Below are 17,015 nucleotides of genomic sequence, written 5' to 3'. Positions count from 1 at the left end.
AGGCCGCTCATTGCTGAACGCCTGCCTTACAGCGGCAGGAGCCTTTCGGCCAACCGATAATCGAACCAGAGTGACTGGAGTTAAACAAAAAAACCCGGCACGAAAAAAGCTAGGTCGCTGATGCTAGCACAGATGAACGGTCATAGCGCCGCCCCACCGCCGCGCAAAGGCAAACTCCAGGCTTTTACAGGCAAAAGTGAACTTGGGCTGTACGTCATGCCTCAAACACACTGAAAATCGCCGTCCGTCATCTCGACTCAAGGAGCATCTAACCATGCGCAGCACCTCGATCTTCGCCCTTGCCGCTTCCCTGGCCCTGTTCTCCATTGGCGCTCAAGCCGCCGCCCCGTCCAACTGGCCTGCAGGCGCCCGGGATAGCTTTGTCCAGGACTGCAGCGCCGCCGCCAGCCAGAACGTTGATGCCAAAACCGCCAAAGCCCATTGCGAATGTGGCGCGGATAAAATCAACGCTGAATTGAGCACTGCGGAAATCAAGGAACTGATGACCAACCAGAACGCCAGCGCGGAGCTGAAAAACAAAGCCGTCGCAGCTATTTCGTCCTGCAAGGTCGTGAAGAAAAAGTAAGCGTGGCGAGAAATCAGACCGAAAAAACGGCCTGAAAACCCACTGAAAACTGCTATTTCTCACAATTTACATTGCTTTTACGGCTTTTTTTACTAGCTGATATTTCTCGCTAAAGCCCCGTAAACCGGGGCTTACAGCCATCCAGGGCACTGAAGAAAACGCGTTTGATTGGCAAACAGTGCCTTGGGGGGGCTCCCAAGCCGGACATTTCGACTATGATAGCCCAGTGTGCCCAGTTGGCCTGAGCAGCACAGTACTACTGAAAATATATGTTTCTTGGAGATACACCATGTCTAATCGCCAAACCGGCACCGTTAAATGGTTCAACGATGAAAAAGGCTTCGGCTTCATCACTCCTCAAGGTGGCGGTGACGACCTGTTCGTACACTTCAAAGCTATCGAAAGCGACGGTTTCAAAAGCCTGAAAGAAGGCCAAACCGTTTCCTTCGTGGCTGAGAAAGGCCAAAAGGGTATGCAAGCTGCACAGGTTCGCGCAGAGTAATCTCTACGCCGATCTAAAAAACCCCGTCCATGTGACGGGGTTTTTTATGGGTGACACAAAAGTGTTGTGTTATCAGCCGCAGTTGACGCGGGTGATCACTAGATTGTCATCGGTGTTGAGGTTCAGGCGATCGGAACGGTATTCGAGGGTGATCATGTCGTTGGGCTTGAGAATACGGGCATTCTGCGCACCGGCACGGGTACGGGCCTGCTCCAGCAATTGCGGCGAGGCCTTCTGGCCGATGGCGAACTGCGCAGCCTGCGATTCACAGCGCGTGTGAACAGGCTCAGCCGCGGCCGTGTCTTTGGCCGGCTCGGAGGTACCCGAAGTACTGCAACCCGCGAGGACGGCTGCCGCCAACAAGGTACCGAATGATGCGAGCTTCCAAGGCATGAAGCCTCCTTTGAGAAAAATGGACAGAGATCGTGCGACCGTGATTTGGCCAATTGGTTTCAGAATTGTCACAATTGGCTGTAGGCGAGTCTGCCTGACTCTACGCCATGGCCTGATGAATCAATCGTCACCAGATATGAATAAATCTCAGTAGATGTCGATGTAGTCAAACGGCGGCTTCGGCCAGTTCTGCTTCAGCGCATTGAAAATCTGCATCACCCACACCTCATCACTGGCCGCCACCTTGCCGACATAGCCAGACCCAGCTGCCCAGGTCTCCAGGCGAAACAACAACCCATCAATCTGCATCCCTCCCACCACACAGGAAGAGATATAGGCGATACCGGCCTTGGTAACCCGTAGCTGGGTGTGCTGATCGTCGCTGGCACTGGCAATCATTTGGCGAACAGCCTCCAATGTGAGGCTCTTGGGGTTGGTCAAGTCGATGTGCACGTGGCGTGTCCTGGTAATTAAACAGGGGGCCAGTGTCGCACAGCGTCCCCCTCATGCCTAAGTAGCAGTGCCAAACGCAGCGCAAAATGGTTAACTCTGCAGGCCTGTCCAGCCTTTGCGAGCCGCGAGAACCCGATGACCATCGTTACCATCAATGCCGACATCAAAGCCAAGTGGCCCCAAGGGCAAAGCTCCTACAGCCCCGGCAGCCCGGAAGAGTTGGCGATCATCGGCATCGACCTGCTGGTCAAGGAGCTGGGCACCCAGGCAGCGCAGGCCTTTATCGGCCAGATATTCGAGAAATACCCGGCCGACCATATGGGGGTCGAAGACCCTCTGCGCGAATAGTTACCGGTCGACGAGTGCCGACCGGCAGGCAGCTTACTTCAGGCGCGCAAGGCGCTCGGTGAGCAAGTCGAAAAAGCCCTGGGCGTCGCCGTTTTCCACCCAGAACACGTTTTTATCGTGCTTGAGGCCATCGTACCAATCGACGATGGTCTGGCCGAACGTCGGGCCTTCGCGGCTATCGACCACCATGTTGGCCTGGCGTCCGGTGAACAGCTCGGGCTTGAGCAGATAGCCGATCACGGTGGCGTCATGCACCGGGCCACCCGTCATACCGTAGTGCTCCATATCCCCTTTGACGTATTCGTTGAGAATACTGCCCACTATCTTGCTGGCGTTGTTGTTCAAGTCGGCGATCTGTTTCAGGCGCGCTTCGCTGGTGAGGATCTTGTGGGTCACGTCCAGCGGCAGGTAAGTCAGCTTGACGCCACTTTTGAGGACGATTTCAGCAGCCACCGGATCGGCAAACAGGTTGAACTCGGCCACCGGCGTAATGTTGCCGCCGTTGAAGTGCGCGCCGCCCATGACCACCACTTCCTTGATGCCCTGGGTGATTTCCGGTGCCTGGGTCAACGCCAGGGCCAGGTTGGTTTGTGGGCCTAGCATGGCAATGGTGATGCTATGGGGCTTGGCGGTGCTCAGGGTCTTGATCAGGTAGTCGACCGCATTGCCTTCGGCCAGGCCTTTTTTCGGCTCGTGCACGGTGACACCGGAAATACCTTCCTTGCCATGGATATTCTCGGCATAAATCGGCGTGCGCAGCAGCGGCTGTGGCGCGCCGGCATACACCGGAATCTCTTCACGCCCTGCCCACTCACGGGCCAACCGTGCGTTGCGCGAGGTCTTGTCCAGCCGCACGTTGCCGGCCACGGTGGTCAACGCCCGGATATTCAGCTCCTGCGGGGACGCCATCGCAAACAGCAGCGCGACCACGTCGTCTGCGCCCGGGTCGGTATCAATGATCAGGTCGATTTTTTCCGCCGCCTGGGCGCTTGCAGCAGTTAGCACGGACAAAAGCAGCACACTCCGAAACAGGTGTCGCAGGGTTGGGGTTCTACGTTGCATGACGCACTCCTTGTCATTGTGGGAAACGCTAGAAAGTCACGCCAGACACCAGCGCGATATTACAGTAGGGCTGGCACTCGCCTGTGCGCACCACCGCGCGCGCCTTGTGGCTGAGCAGCTTGAACGCGTCATGACTCAGCAAGCGACGCTCACCCAGCTCGCCCTGGTCCAGGGCATTGAGGTCAGCCAGCGCCGGTGGCTGCTTGTGCAAGAGTTCCTCGGCCAGTACGTGGCTTTCCACCTGCATCTCGCTGAGCACCACGCGCAAAGTGCTGATGAAGTCAGGAATACCCTGGGTCAGCGCCAGGTCGATCAACTCCACACCCGGCGGCACTGGCAGGCCGGCATCGCCGATCACCAGGATGTCGCCATGGCCAAGGGAGGCGATCAGCCGCGACAGGGCAATATTGAGCAATGGGGTCTTTTTCATGGGCGAACAAAGCCTTGGACGTCATGCAGCGTAGGAATAGAGGGTTGGGCTCCGGCGCGGGTGACCGACAGGGCCGCCGCGACCTGGCCAAACCGGATGGCCTCGGCCTCGCTCTGGCCGCTGGCCAGCGCTGCCGCAAAGCCACCGACAAAGGTGTCGCCTGCCGCCGTGGTATCCACGGCCTGCACTTCGGGCGCCAACAGGTGCTCGAACCCTCGGCCGTCGGCGAACAGCGCCCCCTGCGAACCCAGGGTCACGATGACCTTGCCCGCCCCGGCTTTCAGCAGATGGGTCGCCGCAACCTTGGCGGAGTCCAGGGAATCGACCGGCACCCCGCTCAAGGCCGATGCTTCACTTTCGTTGGGGATCAGGTAGTCAATGCAGGCGTACCAGTCTGCCGGCAGCGGGCCGCTGGCGGGCGCCGGGTTGAGGATCACCGTCTTGCCCAACTCACGGCCACGCTTGAGGGCATACCCCACGGTGTCCATGGGCACTTCGAGCTGGCAGACAATCACCTCGGCCGCCTGCAGCACGGCGTCGAACGCCAACAGCGACGCGGGGGTCAGTTGGCCGTTGCTGCCGGCCACAATCACAATCGCATTCTGACTGCTGTCATCCACCACAATCAGCGCGACACCACTGGAACCCGGCACCTCACTGATGGCCTGACAGTCGATCCCTTCCACCAGCAATGCATCGCGCAATTGAGCGCCGTAGGCATCGCTGCCTATGCAGCCGATCATCGCAACCTCAGCCCCCAGGCGCGCCGCAGCGACCGCCTGATTGGCGCCCTTGCCGCCCGGAACGGTGGCAAACGACTGGCCAACCAGGGTCTCACCGCCGCGAGGCAGCCGGCTGGCCCGGGTCACCAGGTCCATGTTCAAACTGCCCACTACCACTACTGTTGCTGGCATACGTCAATACTCATCAATTCGTTCAGCGGTTTGAGGCAAACACAGCAGCCAACGGCGCCGTTGACTCACGCAAGACAATGCTCGGCGTGACAATGCGCTGGTCAACCGGCAATTGCGGTGTCGCAATCCGTCGCAGTAACAACTCCGCCGCCGTTTCCCCCAATTGCAGGATCGACTGACCCACAGTGGTCAACGCGGGGTACACATAGCGGCTCATTTGAATGTCATCAAAACCAATCACCGACAGCTCGGCGGGTACCCGCAGGTTGCGCTCGGCGGCCGCCCGCAATACACCGAAACCGATCATGTCGTTGCCGGCAAATATCGCGCTGGGCGGGTTGTCTGCCAGCAACTGCACCGCCGCCCCATAGCCACCGGTGCTGGTGAAATCGCTTTCCAGCACGCGACTGGCGGGCACCGCGATCCCGGCCTCCTGCAACGCACGCTGGTAGCCGGCCAGGCGCATCTGCGCCACACGGGTATGGGCGGGCCCGCCGATACAGGCGATATCCCGGTGCCCCAGCGCCACTAAATGCCGGGTCGCCAGGTACGCGCCCTGCTCGTGGTCAATGCGCACCAGATCCACATCCACGCCTTCCAGGCCCCGGTCGACAATGACCATGGGCGTGCGCACGCCTTTCAAGCCAGCGGCCAGGCCATCGTCATCACCACCGACGGAGGTGACGATCAAGCCGTCGACACGCTTCTCCAGCAACACCCGCAAATAGTTGCGCTGTTTCTCGGCGTTATCGTCGGAATTGCACAGGATCACGCAGTAGCCATTGCGCTCGCAGTAATCCTCGATGCCCCTGGCCAGCTCCGCGAAATACGGGTTGAGGCTGTTGGGCACCAGCAGGCCGATGGTCGCCGTGGTCTTGGCCTTCAGCGAACGGGCGACCGCGCTGGGCACATAGTCCAACTGCTTGATCGCGGCTTCGACCTTGAGTCGCACGGGCTCGCTGACCGGGCGTGTCCTGTTCACCACATGGGACACTGTGGTGTAGGAAATCCCCGCAAGCGCCGCCACATCCTTGATGGTTGCCATGGCTTAGCCCCGCCGACTGGCGCGTTGACTGCGGTAGGTGTCGAGCACCACGGCAATCACGATAACGGCGCCGGTAATGATGCGTTTGGTCGGCTCGGTCGCACCGATCTGCGCCAGACCGGCCGCCAATACAGAAATAATCAGCACCCCAAAGAATGTACTGATCACCGAGCCACGCCCGCCCATCAGGCTGGTGCCGCCGATCACCACTGCGGCAATCACCTGCAGCTCCAGGCCGGAGCCAGCGTTCGGGTCGGCCGCTTCCAGGCGCGAAATCTGGAACAGCGCCGCCACCCCAGCCAACAGTCCCATCAGGCTGAACACCAGGATCTTGTAGGGTTTTGGATTGATCCCCGCCAGGCGCACCGCCTCTTCATTGGTGCCGATGCCGATCAGGTAGCGACCAAACACGGTACGCGTCAGTACCGCGTGGGCCACGATAATCACCAGCAACGCAATGATGAACGACGGCGAGATACCAAAGGCCACCGGGTTGGACAGCCAGGCAAAGGAGTCACCGATATAGGCAGTGCGCGACCCGGTCATCTGGTAGGCCGCGCCACGGGCCATTTCCAGCACCCCCAGGGACACAATGAACGACGGAATCCGCCAGGCCACGGTGATCGAGCCGGTGATGGTGCCGGCCAGTGCCGCGCAGCCCATGCCGAGCAAGGCTGCGGGTATCACGCTCCAGCCCCAGCCGAGGATCGCCACGCTGACCGCAGACGCGGCCAGGGCCAATACCGAGCCCACCGACAGGTCAATGCCGCCGATGATTAGGATGAACGTCATGCCCACAGCCAGCACCATCAAGTCGGGAATCTGGTTGGCAATGGTGCTGAAGGTGCCATAGGACCAAAAGTGGCTGCTCAGCGCCGAGAACAGCGCAATCATCGCCAGCAATGCACCAGCCAGACCCAGATAGGTGCCCAGGCCGTAGAAATTACCGCCGGCTTTGGCGGTTGGAGTTGCTGTTTTCATGGGTTTGTCCTGGGCGCGGCTTCGTTGAGCAACGCATCACGTTTCTGATAGCCGGCAAATGCGGCAGCAAGCAATTCATCCTGGGTCCAGCTGGCACGCTCGAAGGTCTCGATCAAGCGCCCGGCAGACAGCACACCGATGCGGTCACAGATCAGCATCAGCTCCCGCAGGTCGCTGGACACCACCACCAGCGCCTTGCCCTGGCGAGTCAAGTCACCCAGCAGCGCATAGATATCAAACTTGGCACCCACGTCGATGCCACGGGTGGGTTCATCAAACAGCATCACTGCGCAATCACGCTCCAGCCAGCGGCCGATTACCACCTTCTGCTGATTGCCGCCCGACAACTCGGACACCAATTGCGCCGGGCTGGAGCTGCGGATACGCATGGCGTCAATCTGCCGCTTGGCCAGAGCCGTTTCGTCGCGCCCATTGACCAGGCCGGCGCTGGACACCTTGGCCATATTGCCCAGGGCCGTGTTGGCGCTGATGGACTGGCTCAACAACAGGCCCTCGCCCTTGCGATCCTCGGTAATCAAGGCAATGCCATGGCCTACTGCATCCACCGGCGAACGAATGCTCACCACCCGGGCCGGCGAGCCGAGGGCTACCGTGCCACTGTCGGCCAGGTCGGCACCAAAGATCAGGCGCAGCAACTCCGTACGGCCGGCGCCGATCAAACCCGAGATGCCGTAGATTTCACCGGCTCGCACTTCAAAGGACACGTCGCGAACCTTGTCCGCTCGGGTCAGGCCCTTGACCGTCAAGGCCGGCGCGCCGATGGTGCGCGGACCTAGGTCGATGTGCTCACCCAGCTCACGACCGACCATCAACGTGACCAGTTGTTCGCTGTTGTAATTGGCCATCGGTTCGACACACACCAACTGGCCGTCACGCAGCACTGCAATGCGTTGGGCTACCCGTGCCAGCTCTTCCAGTCGATGGGAAATATAGATAATTGCCACGCCCCGGGCCTGCAGGCGGGTAATTTGCTCGAACAGCATCTCGACTTCACGGGCGGTGAGCATCGCCGTCGGTTCGTCGAGGATCAGCACATGGCAATCGCCGATCAGGTTGCGGGCGATCTCGACCATCTGCTGATGGCCAATGCCCAGGCTGCCGACCAGGGTGTCCGGGTCAATGGCATCCAGGCCCACGTGTGCCATGGCCTCAATCGCGGCCTGGCGCAACTGCTTGCGGCTGATCCAGCCACCGCGGCTGGGCAGGTTATCGAGGAACAGGTTTTCGGCCACGGTCAGGGTCGGCAGCAGGTTGAGCTCCTGCATCACCATGCGGATCCCCTGCTTTTCCGCCTGGGTCCGGCTGGCTGGGGTGTATGCCTGACCATTGAACTGCATCTGGCCAGTGGTTGGCGTGACCAGACCGCCGATGATCTTCGACAGGGTGCTTTTGCCCGCGCCATTCTCACCCGTTAACGCCAGCACCTCGCCGCGATTAAGCGTCAGGGTGATGTCGGACAGGACGGGCTGGGCATAGGTCTTACCGATACCACTGACCGAGAGGACAGGGGTCGGTGCGGAAGATGACATAAGAAAATCTCCAGGCGCCCGCTCCATGTGAGCGGGCGCTGTAGTGCGCGGCCAGGGGTTATTGCTTGAGGACGAGCTCTACCGGCGTTTCGATCACGCCGTCCACGGACTCGACTTTTTCGCCCTTGACCAGCTTCAGCGCATTCTGGATACCAAATACGGCTTGCTGGGCAGCCGCCTGGTCGGCGGTGGCCAGGACGCGACCGTCGTTGAGCATTGGCTTGATCGCAGCGATGTTGTCGTAGCCAACCACTTGGACCTTGCCCGCCATGCCCGCTGCGCGCACCGCTGAAACGGCGCCCAGGGCCATGTTGTCGTTACCGGCCAGCAGCGCCTTGAGGTCCGGGTATTCGCTCAACATGGCCGCCGCCACCTTGTTGCCCTGGTCGATTTCCCAGTTACCGGACTGCACGGACACAATCTTCATACCGGCCGCACCCATGGCGTCCTTGAACCCGGCGGTGCGTTGCTGGGCATTGGTGGTGGTCGGGACGCCTTCGATAATGCCGACTTTATCGCCACTCGCCAGCTGTTTGGCCAGGTACTCGCCAACCAGACGCGACCCCTTGCGGTTATCCGGGCCTACAAAGGGAACCTCGAGGTTTTTGCTTTTCAACACTTCAGGGTCCAGGCGGTTATCAATGTTGACCACCTTGATCCCGGCATCGGAGGCTTTCTTCAGCACGTTGACCAACGCCTTGGAGTCGGCGGGTGCGATGACGATCGCGTTGACTTTGGCGAGGATCATCTGGTTGACGATATCAATCTGTGCCGAGGTATCGGTTTCGTTCTTGATCCCGTTGGTGATCATGTCGAAATCGGCGGCATGGGCTTTCTGATAGTCCTTGGCACCGTCTTGCATGGTGACGAAAAACTCATTGGCCAGGGATTTCATCACCAGGCCGACCTTGGGTTTGGCGGCGGTGTCATCAGCGAATGCAGAGGAGAGAGGCAGGGCAGCGGATGCGGCAGCCAGCACGGCGGCAGCAAGCAAACGTCCAGCGAATGGAAGCTTCATGGGTTCACTCCGATCTTATGATTATTGTGAGCAACGCCTGCACCTTCACTTCACTCACCGAGTGCCGTGAAACACCTCGCAAACGTTTGCGCTAAACAAACTATGCGAAGGCTGCCGAATTTTGTCAACGAAAGAAAAGTGCTTTTTCTTCGTTGGCTCTACCTCCTGCCCTACAGCTCGACCAGGTCCAGGCTAAACATCCGGGCGGGGTGATCGTTCTCTAAAAACGACAGATCGGCAGGCACACCTCAGAAGGATGCTGCTGATTTTCCCAGGGTGATTTTCGGACAACCGAACACCACAGCCCCCTGCGTTCGGATATTCGGACACGAGCTGAAGCCAAGAGATCACGCAACATCAAAAAATACGATTTAAATCAACAAGTTAAAATCAAATCCCAAACAAAATCCCGCTGGTACAAATCCTGCTCTTAATCAGCACCTTGTGGCGCTCAGCGCAGCCCGGGGTGTTCTGGATGAACCTGCACAAGCACTCATCAAAACTAGAGAGAAAAATAATGAAATCTGCACTCAAGAACTTTGTTCCGGGCGCTTTAGCCCTGCTGCTGCTCTTCCCCGTGGCCGCCCAGGCCAAGGAAGTTGAATCCAAGACCAAACTGTCCAACGTAGTCGTGCTGGCCACTGGCGGCACCATTGCCGGCGCTGGCGCCAGCGCGGCCAACAGCGCCACCTACCAGGCGGCCAAGGTGGGTATCGAACAACTGATTGCCGGCATTCCGGAGCTCAGCCAGATCGCCAACGTGCGCGGCGAGCAAGTGATGCAAATTGCTTCCGAAAGCATCACTAACGAAAACCTGCTGCAACTGGGTCGTCGTGTCGCAGAACTTGCCGACAGCAAAGACGTGGACGGCATCGTGATCACCCACGGCACCGACACCCTCGAAGAAACCGCCTACTTCCTCAACCTGGTGGAAAAAACCGACAAGCCAATCGTGGTCGTGGGCTCCATGCGTCCAGGCACTGCCATGTCGGCCGACGGCATGCTCAATCTGTACAACGCCGTGGCTGTTGCCGGTAGCAAAGACGCACGCGGCAAAGGCGTCCTGGTGACCATGAACGACGAGATCCAATCGGGTCGCGATGTCAGCAAGATGATCAACATCAAGACCGAGGCCTTCAAAAGCGCCTGGGGCCCACTGGGTATGGTCGTAGAGGGCAAATCCTACTGGTTCCGCCAGCCGGCCAAGCGTCACACCATGAACTCGGAGTTCGATATCAAGAACATCAAGAGCCTGCCCGACGTTGAAATTGCCTACGGTTATGGCAACGTCAGCGACACCGCCTACAAAGCCCTGGCCCAGGCTGGCGCCAAAGCCATCATCCATGCCGGCACCGGCAATGGCTCGGTACCGGCCAAGGTAGTACCGGCCCTGCAGGAACTGCGCAAGGAAGGCGTGCAAATCATTCGTTCTTCCCACGTCAATGCCGGCGGTTTCGTTCTGCGCAATGCCGAACAGCCTGACGACAAATACGACTGGGTTGTGGCCCATGACCTGAACCCGCAGAAAGCCCGCATCCTGGCCATGGTCGCCCTGACCAAGACCCAGGACAGCAAGGAACTGCAGCGGATGTTCTGGGAATACTAAGTTACTGACACACCGCTAACACCCTTGTAGGCGCCGACAGGGACAACAGGTCGTTGTCGGCTCCTGCAAAAAATCCTCGCTGTACACCAATCCGCGTAAACCGTTGTCACACGGACTTCTTGAATTTTAAGCAGTTGCGAATTTACTCACAGTTAAATACTGTATGTTCGTACAGCTAATTAAGGACTCCTCCGTGGCCAAGCCCTCCTCTGCAGCACCGACACCGCCCGACGCCTATCAACGCCTGGCGATCCGTGTGCAAAAAATCATCAATTCCACCAACGCCCAAAAAAACAAGGCCGCGTTGATTTTCCGTTTGCCGGAGGAACCCGAGGACGAGTGGGCACGACTACTGGAGGAAATCGCAGAAAACGACAACGTCACCCTCGCTTATCGCGATGATGGCGGCGTGCAGATTTTCTGGGTCGTACCGAAGGAAGATTGAGTCAATGAGTGTCCGTTTTATCGCCCTGTTCTGTGTTTTTTTTGCTACCGCCGCCCACGCCCAAGCCCCACGTACCTTCAGTGAAGCCAAGAAAATCGCCTGGAAACTCTACGCCCCGCAATCCACTGAGTTCTATTGCGGCTGCAAGTACACGGGTAACCGGGTCGACCTGAAAGCCTGCGGCTACGTTCCGCGTAAAAACGCCAACCGGGCGGCGCGCATCGAGTGGGAGCACATTGTCCCGGCCTGGCAGATCGGCCATCAACGCCAGTGCTGGCAAGACGGCGGACGCAAGAACTGCACGCGCACCGACACCGTCTTCAAACGCGCTGAAGCTGACCTGCACAACCTGGTACCGAGCATCGGCGAGGTCAATGGCGATCGCAACAACTTCAGTTTTGGCTGGTTGCCGGTGCAGAGCGGGCAATATGGTTCATGCCTGACCCAGGTGGACTTCAAGGCCAAGAAAGTCATGCCCAGGCCATCCATCCGCGGCATGATCGCCCGTACTTATTTCTACATGAGTAAACAATACGGCCTGCGCCTGTCGAAACAGGACCGCCAACTGTATGAAGCCTGGAACCGTACCTATCCCGTGCAGCCCTGGGAGCGCCAGCGCAATCAAACCGTAGCCTGCGTGATGGGGCGTGGTAATGAGTTCGTCGGCCCGGTGAACCTGAAAGCCTGCGGATAAACATGAGCGGGATCCACGGATCCCGCCAACCACCGTATTACGGGCGGGCCTTGTGCTCGATCACCAGCGACTCGGCGTCGGTCTTCTTCTTTTTCACCAGTCTTTCCTGCAACTGGACCTGGCGAGCCTCAGCCTCGGCCTTGCTGGCGAACGGCCCCAGCAGCACCAGATCCTTGCCGTCTTCCTTGGCCAGATAGAATGTGAAGCCGTTTTCCAGCAACCAGGCGGTCAGGTCGGTCAGCGCCTGTAATTTATTGTCGGGCGAGCGTACCAGGATATCCCACTGCACAGCGGCAACCGCAGGAGCCTGGGCCTTGGCGGCTTCAGCCTTGTCTCGGGGGGTGTCGAGATTGGGCCCGTCACCGCATCCGGCCAACGCCAATACCACAATTGCCATCGCTACTTTACGCACTGCCCTGCCCCTTTAAGGTTCAAAGAGGCAACTTTATCATTCACTGTCTATTCTGGCCGTCATAAACGTTGGCTTAAACATTGCGAAGGATGTTTCCCAGACCTGTATGATGGCGCCATGGGAATTAATGCCGCCTCCATGCGTCCTAAAAGAGGCAGCCACAGGGAAGCGCTTCACAGTAAGCTACACATAACCGACATCCGCCCTGTTAGAAACATGCGTCCTTCAAAGCAATCAAGGAGAAGTCCATGCTGATACTCACCCGCAAAGTCGGTGAAAGCATAAATATCGGTGATGACATTACGATCACCATTCTGGGCGTTAGCGGCCAGCAAGTAAGAATCGGCATCAATGCTCCCAAGGATGTTGCCGTGCATCGCGAAGAGATTTACCAGCGCATCCAGGCAGGCCTGACTGCACCGGACAAACGCGAAACACCTTGAAGCCTCCCCAGTAGCCAGCCCGCTCGTCCCCTGTAACGGCTGGCGAAAGCCCCCTTGGCCTGTCTACGGTATCCCGTGATCAGCGCAGCTCGCGCCAGGCCCTGCCACCGGTTGTCAGCATGCAGGTTCAGCCACGGAACTTGCTGACCGTATCGCAGACAAACCCCTCCAGGAACGTAACAAAACCTTACAGTGCCTTCGGAGCGCGTTGATGAGGCGATCCCGCAAAGAGCCCTACACCTGCAAATCCTGGATGATCGCCCTGCTGATTGCCCTGGGTTTTGTGACAATCGGATACGGCCTCAGGCTGTACATGGAAGGCAGCACCACCGCGCAGGATGCCGATACATGGCCTGACCTGGCGCTGTTTCTCGGTGGTTATCTGTTCTGCTTCTGCCTCAAGCCCATTCAGTCTGCGATCCAGCGAAAACTCAACCGCCGTGCGTTTCGTCACGCTCGTCAGAAATCCCCCTCCTGACGCACCGATTGGATCCTCTACTTGAAATATGAGGAACTATCCGCCCCGGTAGCACCCATACCCTTACACTTCATAAAAAACGTTATCGATATGGACATAGAACATAACGCTAAAAACCTACAGTCCTTGATCGAACAACTTTCAATAGATAAGCCGAAATCTTCCAGCGAACTGCTGGGCAAGCCCGAGGAAATCCTCGCCGGCCTGCGCGAGCTTTACCTGTTGAAACTGATCACGGGCACTGTCATCCATGGACACATTAGGGATCCACTGGGCTACCAATGGATTGGCGCCGAGAACATCCTGCTGACCCGGCGCGGCGCGGCATTCAAGCCGGTGTAGAAGGCCGCAGACGCAACAGGCCGGCCGCGTCACACTGCACCCGCACACCGTCATAACTGGCAATCGTCGGATGTTCCGTTGCCATCGGCTCCCAATGCGTCGATGTCACCACCACCACATCCGCGCCCGCCGCCTCCCCGGCACGGATCCCCACCGACGCGTCCTCAAACACCAGGCACTCGCCTATTGGCACCCCCAAACGCTTGGCCCCCAGCAGGTAACCGGCCGGATCCGGCTTGCCATTGGTTACATCCTCAGCCGTTACCATGACGGCCGGCGGCACCAGCCCGGCCGCCTGCATACGGCGCAGCGCCAGGGCCTTGGGCGCGGACGTGACCACCGCCCAGCAATGCGCGGGCAAGCTCTGTAGAAACGTCACGGCTCCAGGGATCGCCACCACGCCCTCCACGTCCTCGATTTCTGCCTCGGTAATACCCCACGCCTCGGCCTGCGCATCTACCCCTGGCAAAGCCTGACGAGTGATGGTGTCGATGGCGCGCACGCCATGGATGGTGGTCAAGAACGCCTCGACGTCCAGGCCATGGCGCTGCGCCCAGGCGGCCCAGACCCGCTCTGCGGCGGCGATGGAGTTAAGGAGAGTGCCGTCCATATCAAACAGGAATGCACGGTAGTGACGATCAAATACGGCCGATTCTTTGGCGGACACTGCAGGGTTTCCTCTTGCACTCGTCGCCCGTTGTCGGGCCCTGATGCAATCTACGGATCGGCCCCGAGCTTGTAAACGAACGATGACGCATCAGCGCATCAGCACACCTGGCCGCCACTCTCGGCAATATCACGCGGCGTATTCCAGGCCGCCAGGACCGCAATCCTCAGCCCTTCAACCGTTGTCGCCAACGCCATCGAAGGCTGAGGCTCAGCCGCCTGCCCTGGCAGATACGGAACATGGATAAACCCACTGCGCACACCCGATCCAACCAAGGCATGCTGCAAGCGGTAGAACACCTGGTTACATACAAAGGTGCCCGCCGTTTGCGAAACCGAGGCTGCGATTCCGGCCTCGCGCACCGCCCTGACCATGGCCTTGACCGGCAAGGTGCTGAAGTACGCTGCAGGCCCCTCGGGGGTCACCGCCGTATCCACGGGCTGGGCACCAAGGTTGTCCGGGATCCGTGCATCAATGAGATTTATCGCAACCCGCTCGATGGAAATATCACTGCGCCCAGGCCCCAGCCCCGTGGCAATCACCAGTTGTGGCTGATGCTCGGCCAGCAACTGGTTCAAACAGCTGCCGGCAGTGGCGAAGGCACAGGGCAATTGACGGGCGACGATGGTCACGCCTTCTTGCAATTGCACCCCATCCAGCAGGCGCACCGCCTCCCAGGACGGGTTGATCAGGTCTCGATCGAATGGCTCGAACCCCAACAGCAACACAGTTTCCATCTCGACCTCACATCAACAGATAAAGCAGGACGATATTGACCAGCAACATCATCAATGCCGTGGGTATCTGCGCCTTGATCACCGCGTTTTTGTCCGGTAATTCCAGGAGCGCTGCAGGCACAATATTGAAGTTTGCCGCCATCGGGGTCATCAGCGTACCGCAGTAGCCGGAGAACATGCCGATGGCCGCCATCACCGCCGGGTTGCCGCCATAGATCCCCACCAACACCGGCACGCCCACACCACCGGTCATCACCGGGAAGGCGGCAAAACCGTTACCCATGATCACCGTAAACAGCGCCATGCCCAACACATAGACCATCACCGCGACCAGCTTGTAATCCAGGTTGATGTAGGTGGTGGTGACGTGAGCCACGGCCGTGCCAACGCCGGCTTCGTTGAACAACAAACCAAGCATTGCCAGCATCTGCGGCAGCACCATGGCCCAGCCCAGGGCTTCGGTCAGGCGTCGCGATTCACGCAGGGCCTGCACCGGGGTATCGCGAGTCAGCCAGCAGGCCAAGCCCAGGGCAATCAGGCAGCCGAGACCAAGGGACACGAACGTGGTGTTTTTCGGGTCCAGCAGCGGCACGCCGCCAATCTCGGTGTGCTTGAGCAGCACCGAGCCGATCACCGTGGTCAACGGAATGGCCAGGGCCGGAATAAACAGTTTATGACCCAACCGACCAGCACTGGCGCGGGACTCCTTGTCATGCAACTCGACATGGGTACCACGCCCTACCCCGCCGAGCCCGGCGATCAGCGCCATCAGCACCACGCCAACACCCACCACCACCGACGGCAGGTGCTCACCCACCAGGAACGGAATGGCGAACAGTAACCAGAAAAACGCTGTTGACCAACGCTTGGGGTGGGTGCGGTCAGCCAGGATCATGCCTGCAGTAATCAGCAACAAAACGCCGGCAAGCCAGTACAAGTATTGAATGGAAATGATCATTGCGCGGCCTCCGGCTGAGCGTTGGCGGGCGCAGTGGCCGTCAGCTCACGCGTCAGCCTTCGGTCAAACCGGTGTAAACGGATGGCGTGCACAATGAACGCACAAATCGCCGTGGGGATGCCCCAGACCGCAATGTGCAGCGGCTCGACATCAATACCAGAGCCCAGCAGGAAGGTGTGCATCAGGGCAATCGCACCAAAGGCCACGAAGATATCTTCACCAAAAAACAGCCCCACGTTGTCCGTGGCGGCACACATCGCCAGGACCTTGTGCCGCACCTTGTCCGGCAGCTTGCCGAAGCGCTTCTCGGCAGCCCCTTCCGCCATCGGCGCCAGCAACGGGCGCACCATCTGCGGGTGCCCGCCAAGACTGGTCAGGCCCATCGCCGCCGTGGACTCGCGAACAAACAGATAAATGATCAACAGACGCCCGACGGTGGCCCGCTCGAAACGTGCAATCCAGTTCTGTGCGTGCAGACGCAAGCCATGGCGCTCCAGCAGGCCGATAACGGCCAGGGGCAGCAGCAGGATCAATTGCAAGGCGCGAGTCTGCAGGAAGCCATCGCCCATGGTGGCGAGGATTTTTTCCAGGGGGAAATGCGCGGCAAACCCGGTGGCAATCGCCGCCGCCGTCACCACCAGTAATGGATTGAAGCGCAACACAAAGCCGACCACGATGACGAGCACGCCAATCAGCGGCCAAAGGTTCACAACAGTTTGCATGGCGTTGAGTCCTTGATTGCGTGCTACGACGCCTGCATCGCTGATAAGCGATAACGGGCAGCCCGACGCGGATTTTTATTATTGACCGAGTAGGTCGAGGGTCACTGGCGGGCATCTTTGCTGCTTGGGGCGGAGGGTGTCCAACAAGAAAAATTGTTGCTGCAAATCAATAAAGTTTGTGAGGGGATGTAAGCCAACCAGGGTCACGTCAGGATTTGCGGGCTCAAAT

General features: G+C 59.1%; 23 protein-coding genes. 9 read left to right on the top strand and 14 right to left on the bottom strand.

Annotated elements, in window-relative coordinates; genetic code table 11:
• Positions 1–274 precede the first annotated feature (274 nt).
• Positions 275–586: a hypothetical protein gene (locus PSFL_RS21350; RefSeq protein ID WP_029294244.1), complete on the top strand. Its 312-nt coding sequence runs from the start codon at positions 275–277 to the stop codon at positions 584–586.
• A gap of 289 nt (positions 587–875) precedes the next feature.
• A complete protein-coding gene (locus PSFL_RS21345; RefSeq protein ID WP_007905882.1) occupies positions 876–1,088 on the top strand; it encodes a cold-shock protein in 213 nt (70 codons plus the stop codon).
• 72 nt (positions 1,089–1,160) lie between these two features.
• On the opposite strand, the gene PSFL_RS21340 is transcribed toward PSFL_RS21345, so the two are convergent.
• Both PSFL_RS21340 and PSFL_RS21335 read right to left on the bottom strand, forming a co-directional pair.
• A complete protein-coding gene (locus PSFL_RS21340; protein ID WP_057438633.1) occupies positions 1,161–1,481 on the bottom strand; it encodes an I78 family peptidase inhibitor in 321 nt (106 codons plus the stop codon).
• Between the two features lie 147 nt (positions 1,482–1,628).
• Positions 1,629–1,934 (bottom strand): hypothetical protein, encoded by a 306-nt coding sequence (locus tag PSFL_RS21335; protein WP_057438632.1) that lies wholly within the window; start codon positions 1,932–1,934, stop codon positions 1,629–1,631.
• Positions 1,935–2,069: 135 nt separating this feature from the next.
• Here PSFL_RS21335 and PSFL_RS21330 point away from each other — a divergent pair, with 135 nt between their 5' ends.
• Positions 2,070–2,282 carry a hypothetical protein gene (locus PSFL_RS21330; protein ID WP_029294233.1) on the top strand — a complete coding sequence of 71 codons (213 nt, stop codon included), beginning with the start codon at positions 2,070–2,072 and terminating at the stop codon, positions 2,280–2,282.
• A 33-nt stretch (positions 2,283–2,315) separates the two neighbouring features.
• On the opposite strand, the gene PSFL_RS21325 is transcribed toward PSFL_RS21330, so the two are convergent.
• Genes PSFL_RS21325 through PSFL_RS21295 form a run of 7 tightly spaced genes read right to left on the bottom strand, consistent with a single transcriptional unit; the run spans position 2,316 to position 9,282 of the window.
• Entirely contained in the window at positions 2,316–3,344 is a 1,029-nt protein-coding gene (locus tag PSFL_RS21325; protein ID WP_057438631.1) for a nucleoside hydrolase, read from the bottom strand.
• A 28-nt stretch (positions 3,345–3,372) separates the two neighbouring features.
• Complete coding sequence (gene rbsD / locus PSFL_RS21320) at positions 3,373–3,774, bottom strand: D-ribose pyranase (RefSeq protein ID WP_057438630.1); 402 nt, start codon at positions 3,772–3,774, stop codon at positions 3,373–3,375.
• Complete coding sequence (gene rbsK / locus PSFL_RS21315) at positions 3,771–4,688, bottom strand: ribokinase (RefSeq protein WP_397470453.1); 918 nt, start codon at positions 4,686–4,688, stop codon at positions 3,771–3,773. Before rbsK ends, rbsD begins: the two co-directional genes overlap by 4 nt.
• A gap of 22 nt (positions 4,689–4,710) precedes the next feature.
• Positions 4,711–5,733, bottom strand: a complete 1,023-nt coding sequence (locus PSFL_RS21310; RefSeq protein WP_057960167.1) for a LacI family DNA-binding transcriptional regulator — start codon at positions 5,731–5,733, stop codon at positions 4,711–4,713.
• 3 nt (positions 5,734–5,736) lie between these two features.
• A complete protein-coding gene (locus PSFL_RS21305; protein ID WP_057960168.1) occupies positions 5,737–6,714 on the bottom strand; it encodes an ABC transporter permease in 978 nt (325 codons plus the stop codon).
• Positions 6,711–8,264, bottom strand: a complete 1,554-nt coding sequence (locus tag PSFL_RS21300) for a sugar ABC transporter ATP-binding protein (protein ID WP_198799518.1) — start codon at positions 8,262–8,264, stop codon at positions 6,711–6,713. The genes PSFL_RS21305 and PSFL_RS21300 overlap by 4 nt, the downstream gene beginning before the upstream one ends.
• Before the next feature lie 58 nt (positions 8,265–8,322).
• Positions 8,323–9,282 (bottom strand): sugar ABC transporter substrate-binding protein, encoded by a 960-nt coding sequence (locus tag PSFL_RS21295; protein WP_057438626.1) that lies wholly within the window; start codon positions 9,280–9,282, stop codon positions 8,323–8,325.
• 517 nt (positions 9,283–9,799) lie between these two features.
• On the opposite strand from PSFL_RS21295, the gene PSFL_RS21290 reads away from it, so the two are divergent.
• The 3 genes from PSFL_RS21290 (at position 9,800) to PSFL_RS21280 (ending at position 12,027) form a co-directional block, all read left to right on the top strand.
• On the top strand, positions 9,800–10,888 hold the full coding sequence (locus PSFL_RS21290) for an asparaginase (protein WP_057438625.1): 1,089 nt from the start codon (positions 9,800–9,802) through the stop codon (positions 10,886–10,888).
• A 193-nt stretch (positions 10,889–11,081) separates the two neighbouring features.
• Positions 11,082–11,333, top strand: a complete 252-nt coding sequence (locus tag PSFL_RS21285) for a DUF1654 domain-containing protein (protein WP_057438624.1) — start codon at positions 11,082–11,084, stop codon at positions 11,331–11,333.
• Between the two features lie 4 nt (positions 11,334–11,337).
• Positions 11,338–12,027 carry an endonuclease gene (locus PSFL_RS21280; protein ID WP_057438623.1) on the top strand — a complete coding sequence of 230 codons (690 nt, stop codon included), beginning with the start codon at positions 11,338–11,340 and terminating at the stop codon, positions 12,025–12,027.
• A gap of 37 nt (positions 12,028–12,064) precedes the next feature.
• Here PSFL_RS21280 and PSFL_RS21275 read toward each other — a convergent pair whose 3' ends face one another.
• Entirely contained in the window at positions 12,065–12,439 is a 375-nt protein-coding gene (locus PSFL_RS21275) for an SPOR domain-containing protein (RefSeq protein ID WP_115128626.1), read from the bottom strand.
• Positions 12,440–12,687: 248 nt separating this feature from the next.
• Here PSFL_RS21275 and csrA point away from each other — a divergent pair, with 248 nt between their 5' ends.
• The 3 genes from csrA (at position 12,688) to PSFL_RS21260 (ending at position 13,702) form a co-directional block, all read left to right on the top strand.
• Positions 12,688–12,882: a carbon storage regulator CsrA gene (gene csrA, locus PSFL_RS21270; RefSeq protein ID WP_007920550.1), complete on the top strand. Its 195-nt coding sequence runs from the start codon at positions 12,688–12,690 to the stop codon at positions 12,880–12,882.
• A 211-nt stretch (positions 12,883–13,093) separates the two neighbouring features.
• The gene (locus PSFL_RS21265) at positions 13,094–13,360 is read left to right on the top strand and encodes a hypothetical protein (RefSeq protein WP_057438621.1); all 267 of its coding nucleotides are present in this window, start codon (positions 13,094–13,096) and stop codon (positions 13,358–13,360) included.
• A 21-nt stretch (positions 13,361–13,381) separates the two neighbouring features.
• Positions 13,382–13,702 (top strand): hypothetical protein, encoded by a 321-nt coding sequence (locus PSFL_RS21260; RefSeq protein WP_057438620.1) that lies wholly within the window; start codon positions 13,382–13,384, stop codon positions 13,700–13,702.
• Here the strand turns inward: PSFL_RS21260 and PSFL_RS21255 are convergent.
• The 4 genes from PSFL_RS21255 to PSFL_RS21240 all read right to left on the bottom strand — a co-directional run bounded on the left by PSFL_RS21255 (position 13,689) and on the right by PSFL_RS21240 (position 16,786).
• Positions 13,689–14,369 carry an HAD family hydrolase gene (locus PSFL_RS21255; protein WP_397470452.1) on the bottom strand — a complete coding sequence of 227 codons (681 nt, stop codon included), beginning with the start codon at positions 14,367–14,369 and terminating at the stop codon, positions 13,689–13,691. The two genes, PSFL_RS21260 and PSFL_RS21255, sit on opposite strands and share 14 nt — an antisense overlap.
• A 98-nt stretch (positions 14,370–14,467) precedes the next feature.
• Positions 14,468–15,106: a pyroglutamyl-peptidase I gene (gene pcp, locus PSFL_RS21250; protein WP_057438619.1), complete on the bottom strand. Its 639-nt coding sequence runs from the start codon at positions 15,104–15,106 to the stop codon at positions 14,468–14,470.
• A gap of 7 nt (positions 15,107–15,113) precedes the next feature.
• Positions 15,114–16,064: a DUF979 domain-containing protein gene (locus PSFL_RS21245; RefSeq protein WP_057438618.1), complete on the bottom strand. Its 951-nt coding sequence runs from the start codon at positions 16,062–16,064 to the stop codon at positions 15,114–15,116.
• A complete protein-coding gene (locus tag PSFL_RS21240; RefSeq protein ID WP_115128630.1) occupies positions 16,061–16,786 on the bottom strand; it encodes a DUF969 domain-containing protein in 726 nt (241 codons plus the stop codon). The genes PSFL_RS21245 and PSFL_RS21240 overlap by 4 nt, the downstream gene beginning before the upstream one ends.
• Positions 16,787–17,015 lie beyond the last annotated feature (229 nt).

The organism is Pseudomonas sp. DD1 (genome assembly GCF_044510355.1).
In the GTDB taxonomy this organism is placed as follows: Bacteria; Pseudomonadota; Gammaproteobacteria; order Pseudomonadales; family Pseudomonadaceae; genus Aquipseudomonas; species Aquipseudomonas shahriarae.
This window is presented reverse-complemented; position numbering and strand designations above follow the sequence as displayed.

What these genes read in the sequence shown, in the direction of transcription:
- PSFL_RS21350 (WP_029294244.1), top strand. Translation starts at nt 275, where the DNA reads ATGCGCAGCACCTCGATCTTCGCCCTTGCCGCTTCCCTGGCCCTGTTC.
- PSFL_RS21345 (WP_007905882.1), top strand. Translation starts at nt 876, where the DNA reads ATGTCTAATCGCCAAACCGGCACCGTTAAATGGTTCAACGATGAAAAA.
- PSFL_RS21340 (WP_057438633.1), bottom strand. Translation starts at nt 1,481, where the DNA reads ATGCCTTGGAAGCTCGCATCATTCGGTACCTTGTTGGCGGCAGCCGTC.
- PSFL_RS21330 (WP_029294233.1), top strand. Translation starts at nt 2,070, where the DNA reads ATGACCATCGTTACCATCAATGCCGACATCAAAGCCAAGTGGCCCCAA.
- PSFL_RS21325 (WP_057438631.1), bottom strand. Translation starts at nt 3,344, where the DNA reads ATGCAACGTAGAACCCCAACCCTGCGACACCTGTTTCGGAGTGTGCTG.
- rbsD (WP_057438630.1), bottom strand. Translation starts at nt 3,774, where the DNA reads ATGAAAAAGACCCCATTGCTCAATATTGCCCTGTCGCGGCTGATCGCC.
- rbsK (WP_397470453.1), bottom strand. Translation starts at nt 4,688, where the DNA reads ATGCCAGCAACAGTAGTGGTAGTGGGCAGTTTGAACATGGACCTGGTG.
- PSFL_RS21310 (WP_057960167.1), bottom strand. Translation starts at nt 5,733, where the DNA reads ATGGCAACCATCAAGGATGTGGCGGCGCTTGCGGGGATTTCCTACACC.
- PSFL_RS21305 (WP_057960168.1), bottom strand. Translation starts at nt 6,714, where the DNA reads ATGAAAACAGCAACTCCAACCGCCAAAGCCGGCGGTAATTTCTACGGC.
- PSFL_RS21300 (WP_198799518.1), bottom strand. Translation starts at nt 8,264, where the DNA reads ATGTCATCTTCCGCACCGACCCCTGTCCTCTCGGTCAGTGGTATCGGT.
- PSFL_RS21295 (WP_057438626.1), bottom strand. Translation starts at nt 9,282, where the DNA reads ATGAAGCTTCCATTCGCTGGACGTTTGCTTGCTGCCGCCGTGCTGGCT.
- PSFL_RS21290 (WP_057438625.1), top strand. Translation starts at nt 9,800, where the DNA reads ATGAAATCTGCACTCAAGAACTTTGTTCCGGGCGCTTTAGCCCTGCTG.
- PSFL_RS21280 (WP_057438623.1), top strand. Translation starts at nt 11,338, where the DNA reads ATGAGTGTCCGTTTTATCGCCCTGTTCTGTGTTTTTTTTGCTACCGCC.
- csrA (WP_007920550.1), top strand. Translation starts at nt 12,688, where the DNA reads ATGCTGATACTCACCCGCAAAGTCGGTGAAAGCATAAATATCGGTGAT.
- PSFL_RS21265 (WP_057438621.1), top strand. Translation starts at nt 13,094, where the DNA reads ATGAGGCGATCCCGCAAAGAGCCCTACACCTGCAAATCCTGGATGATC.
- pcp (WP_057438619.1), bottom strand. Translation starts at nt 15,106, where the DNA reads ATGGAAACTGTGTTGCTGTTGGGGTTCGAGCCATTCGATCGAGACCTG.
- PSFL_RS21245 (WP_057438618.1), bottom strand. Translation starts at nt 16,064, where the DNA reads ATGATCATTTCCATTCAATACTTGTACTGGCTTGCCGGCGTTTTGTTG.
- PSFL_RS21240 (WP_115128630.1), bottom strand. Translation starts at nt 16,786, where the DNA reads ATGCAAACTGTTGTGAACCTTTGGCCGCTGATTGGCGTGCTCGTCATC.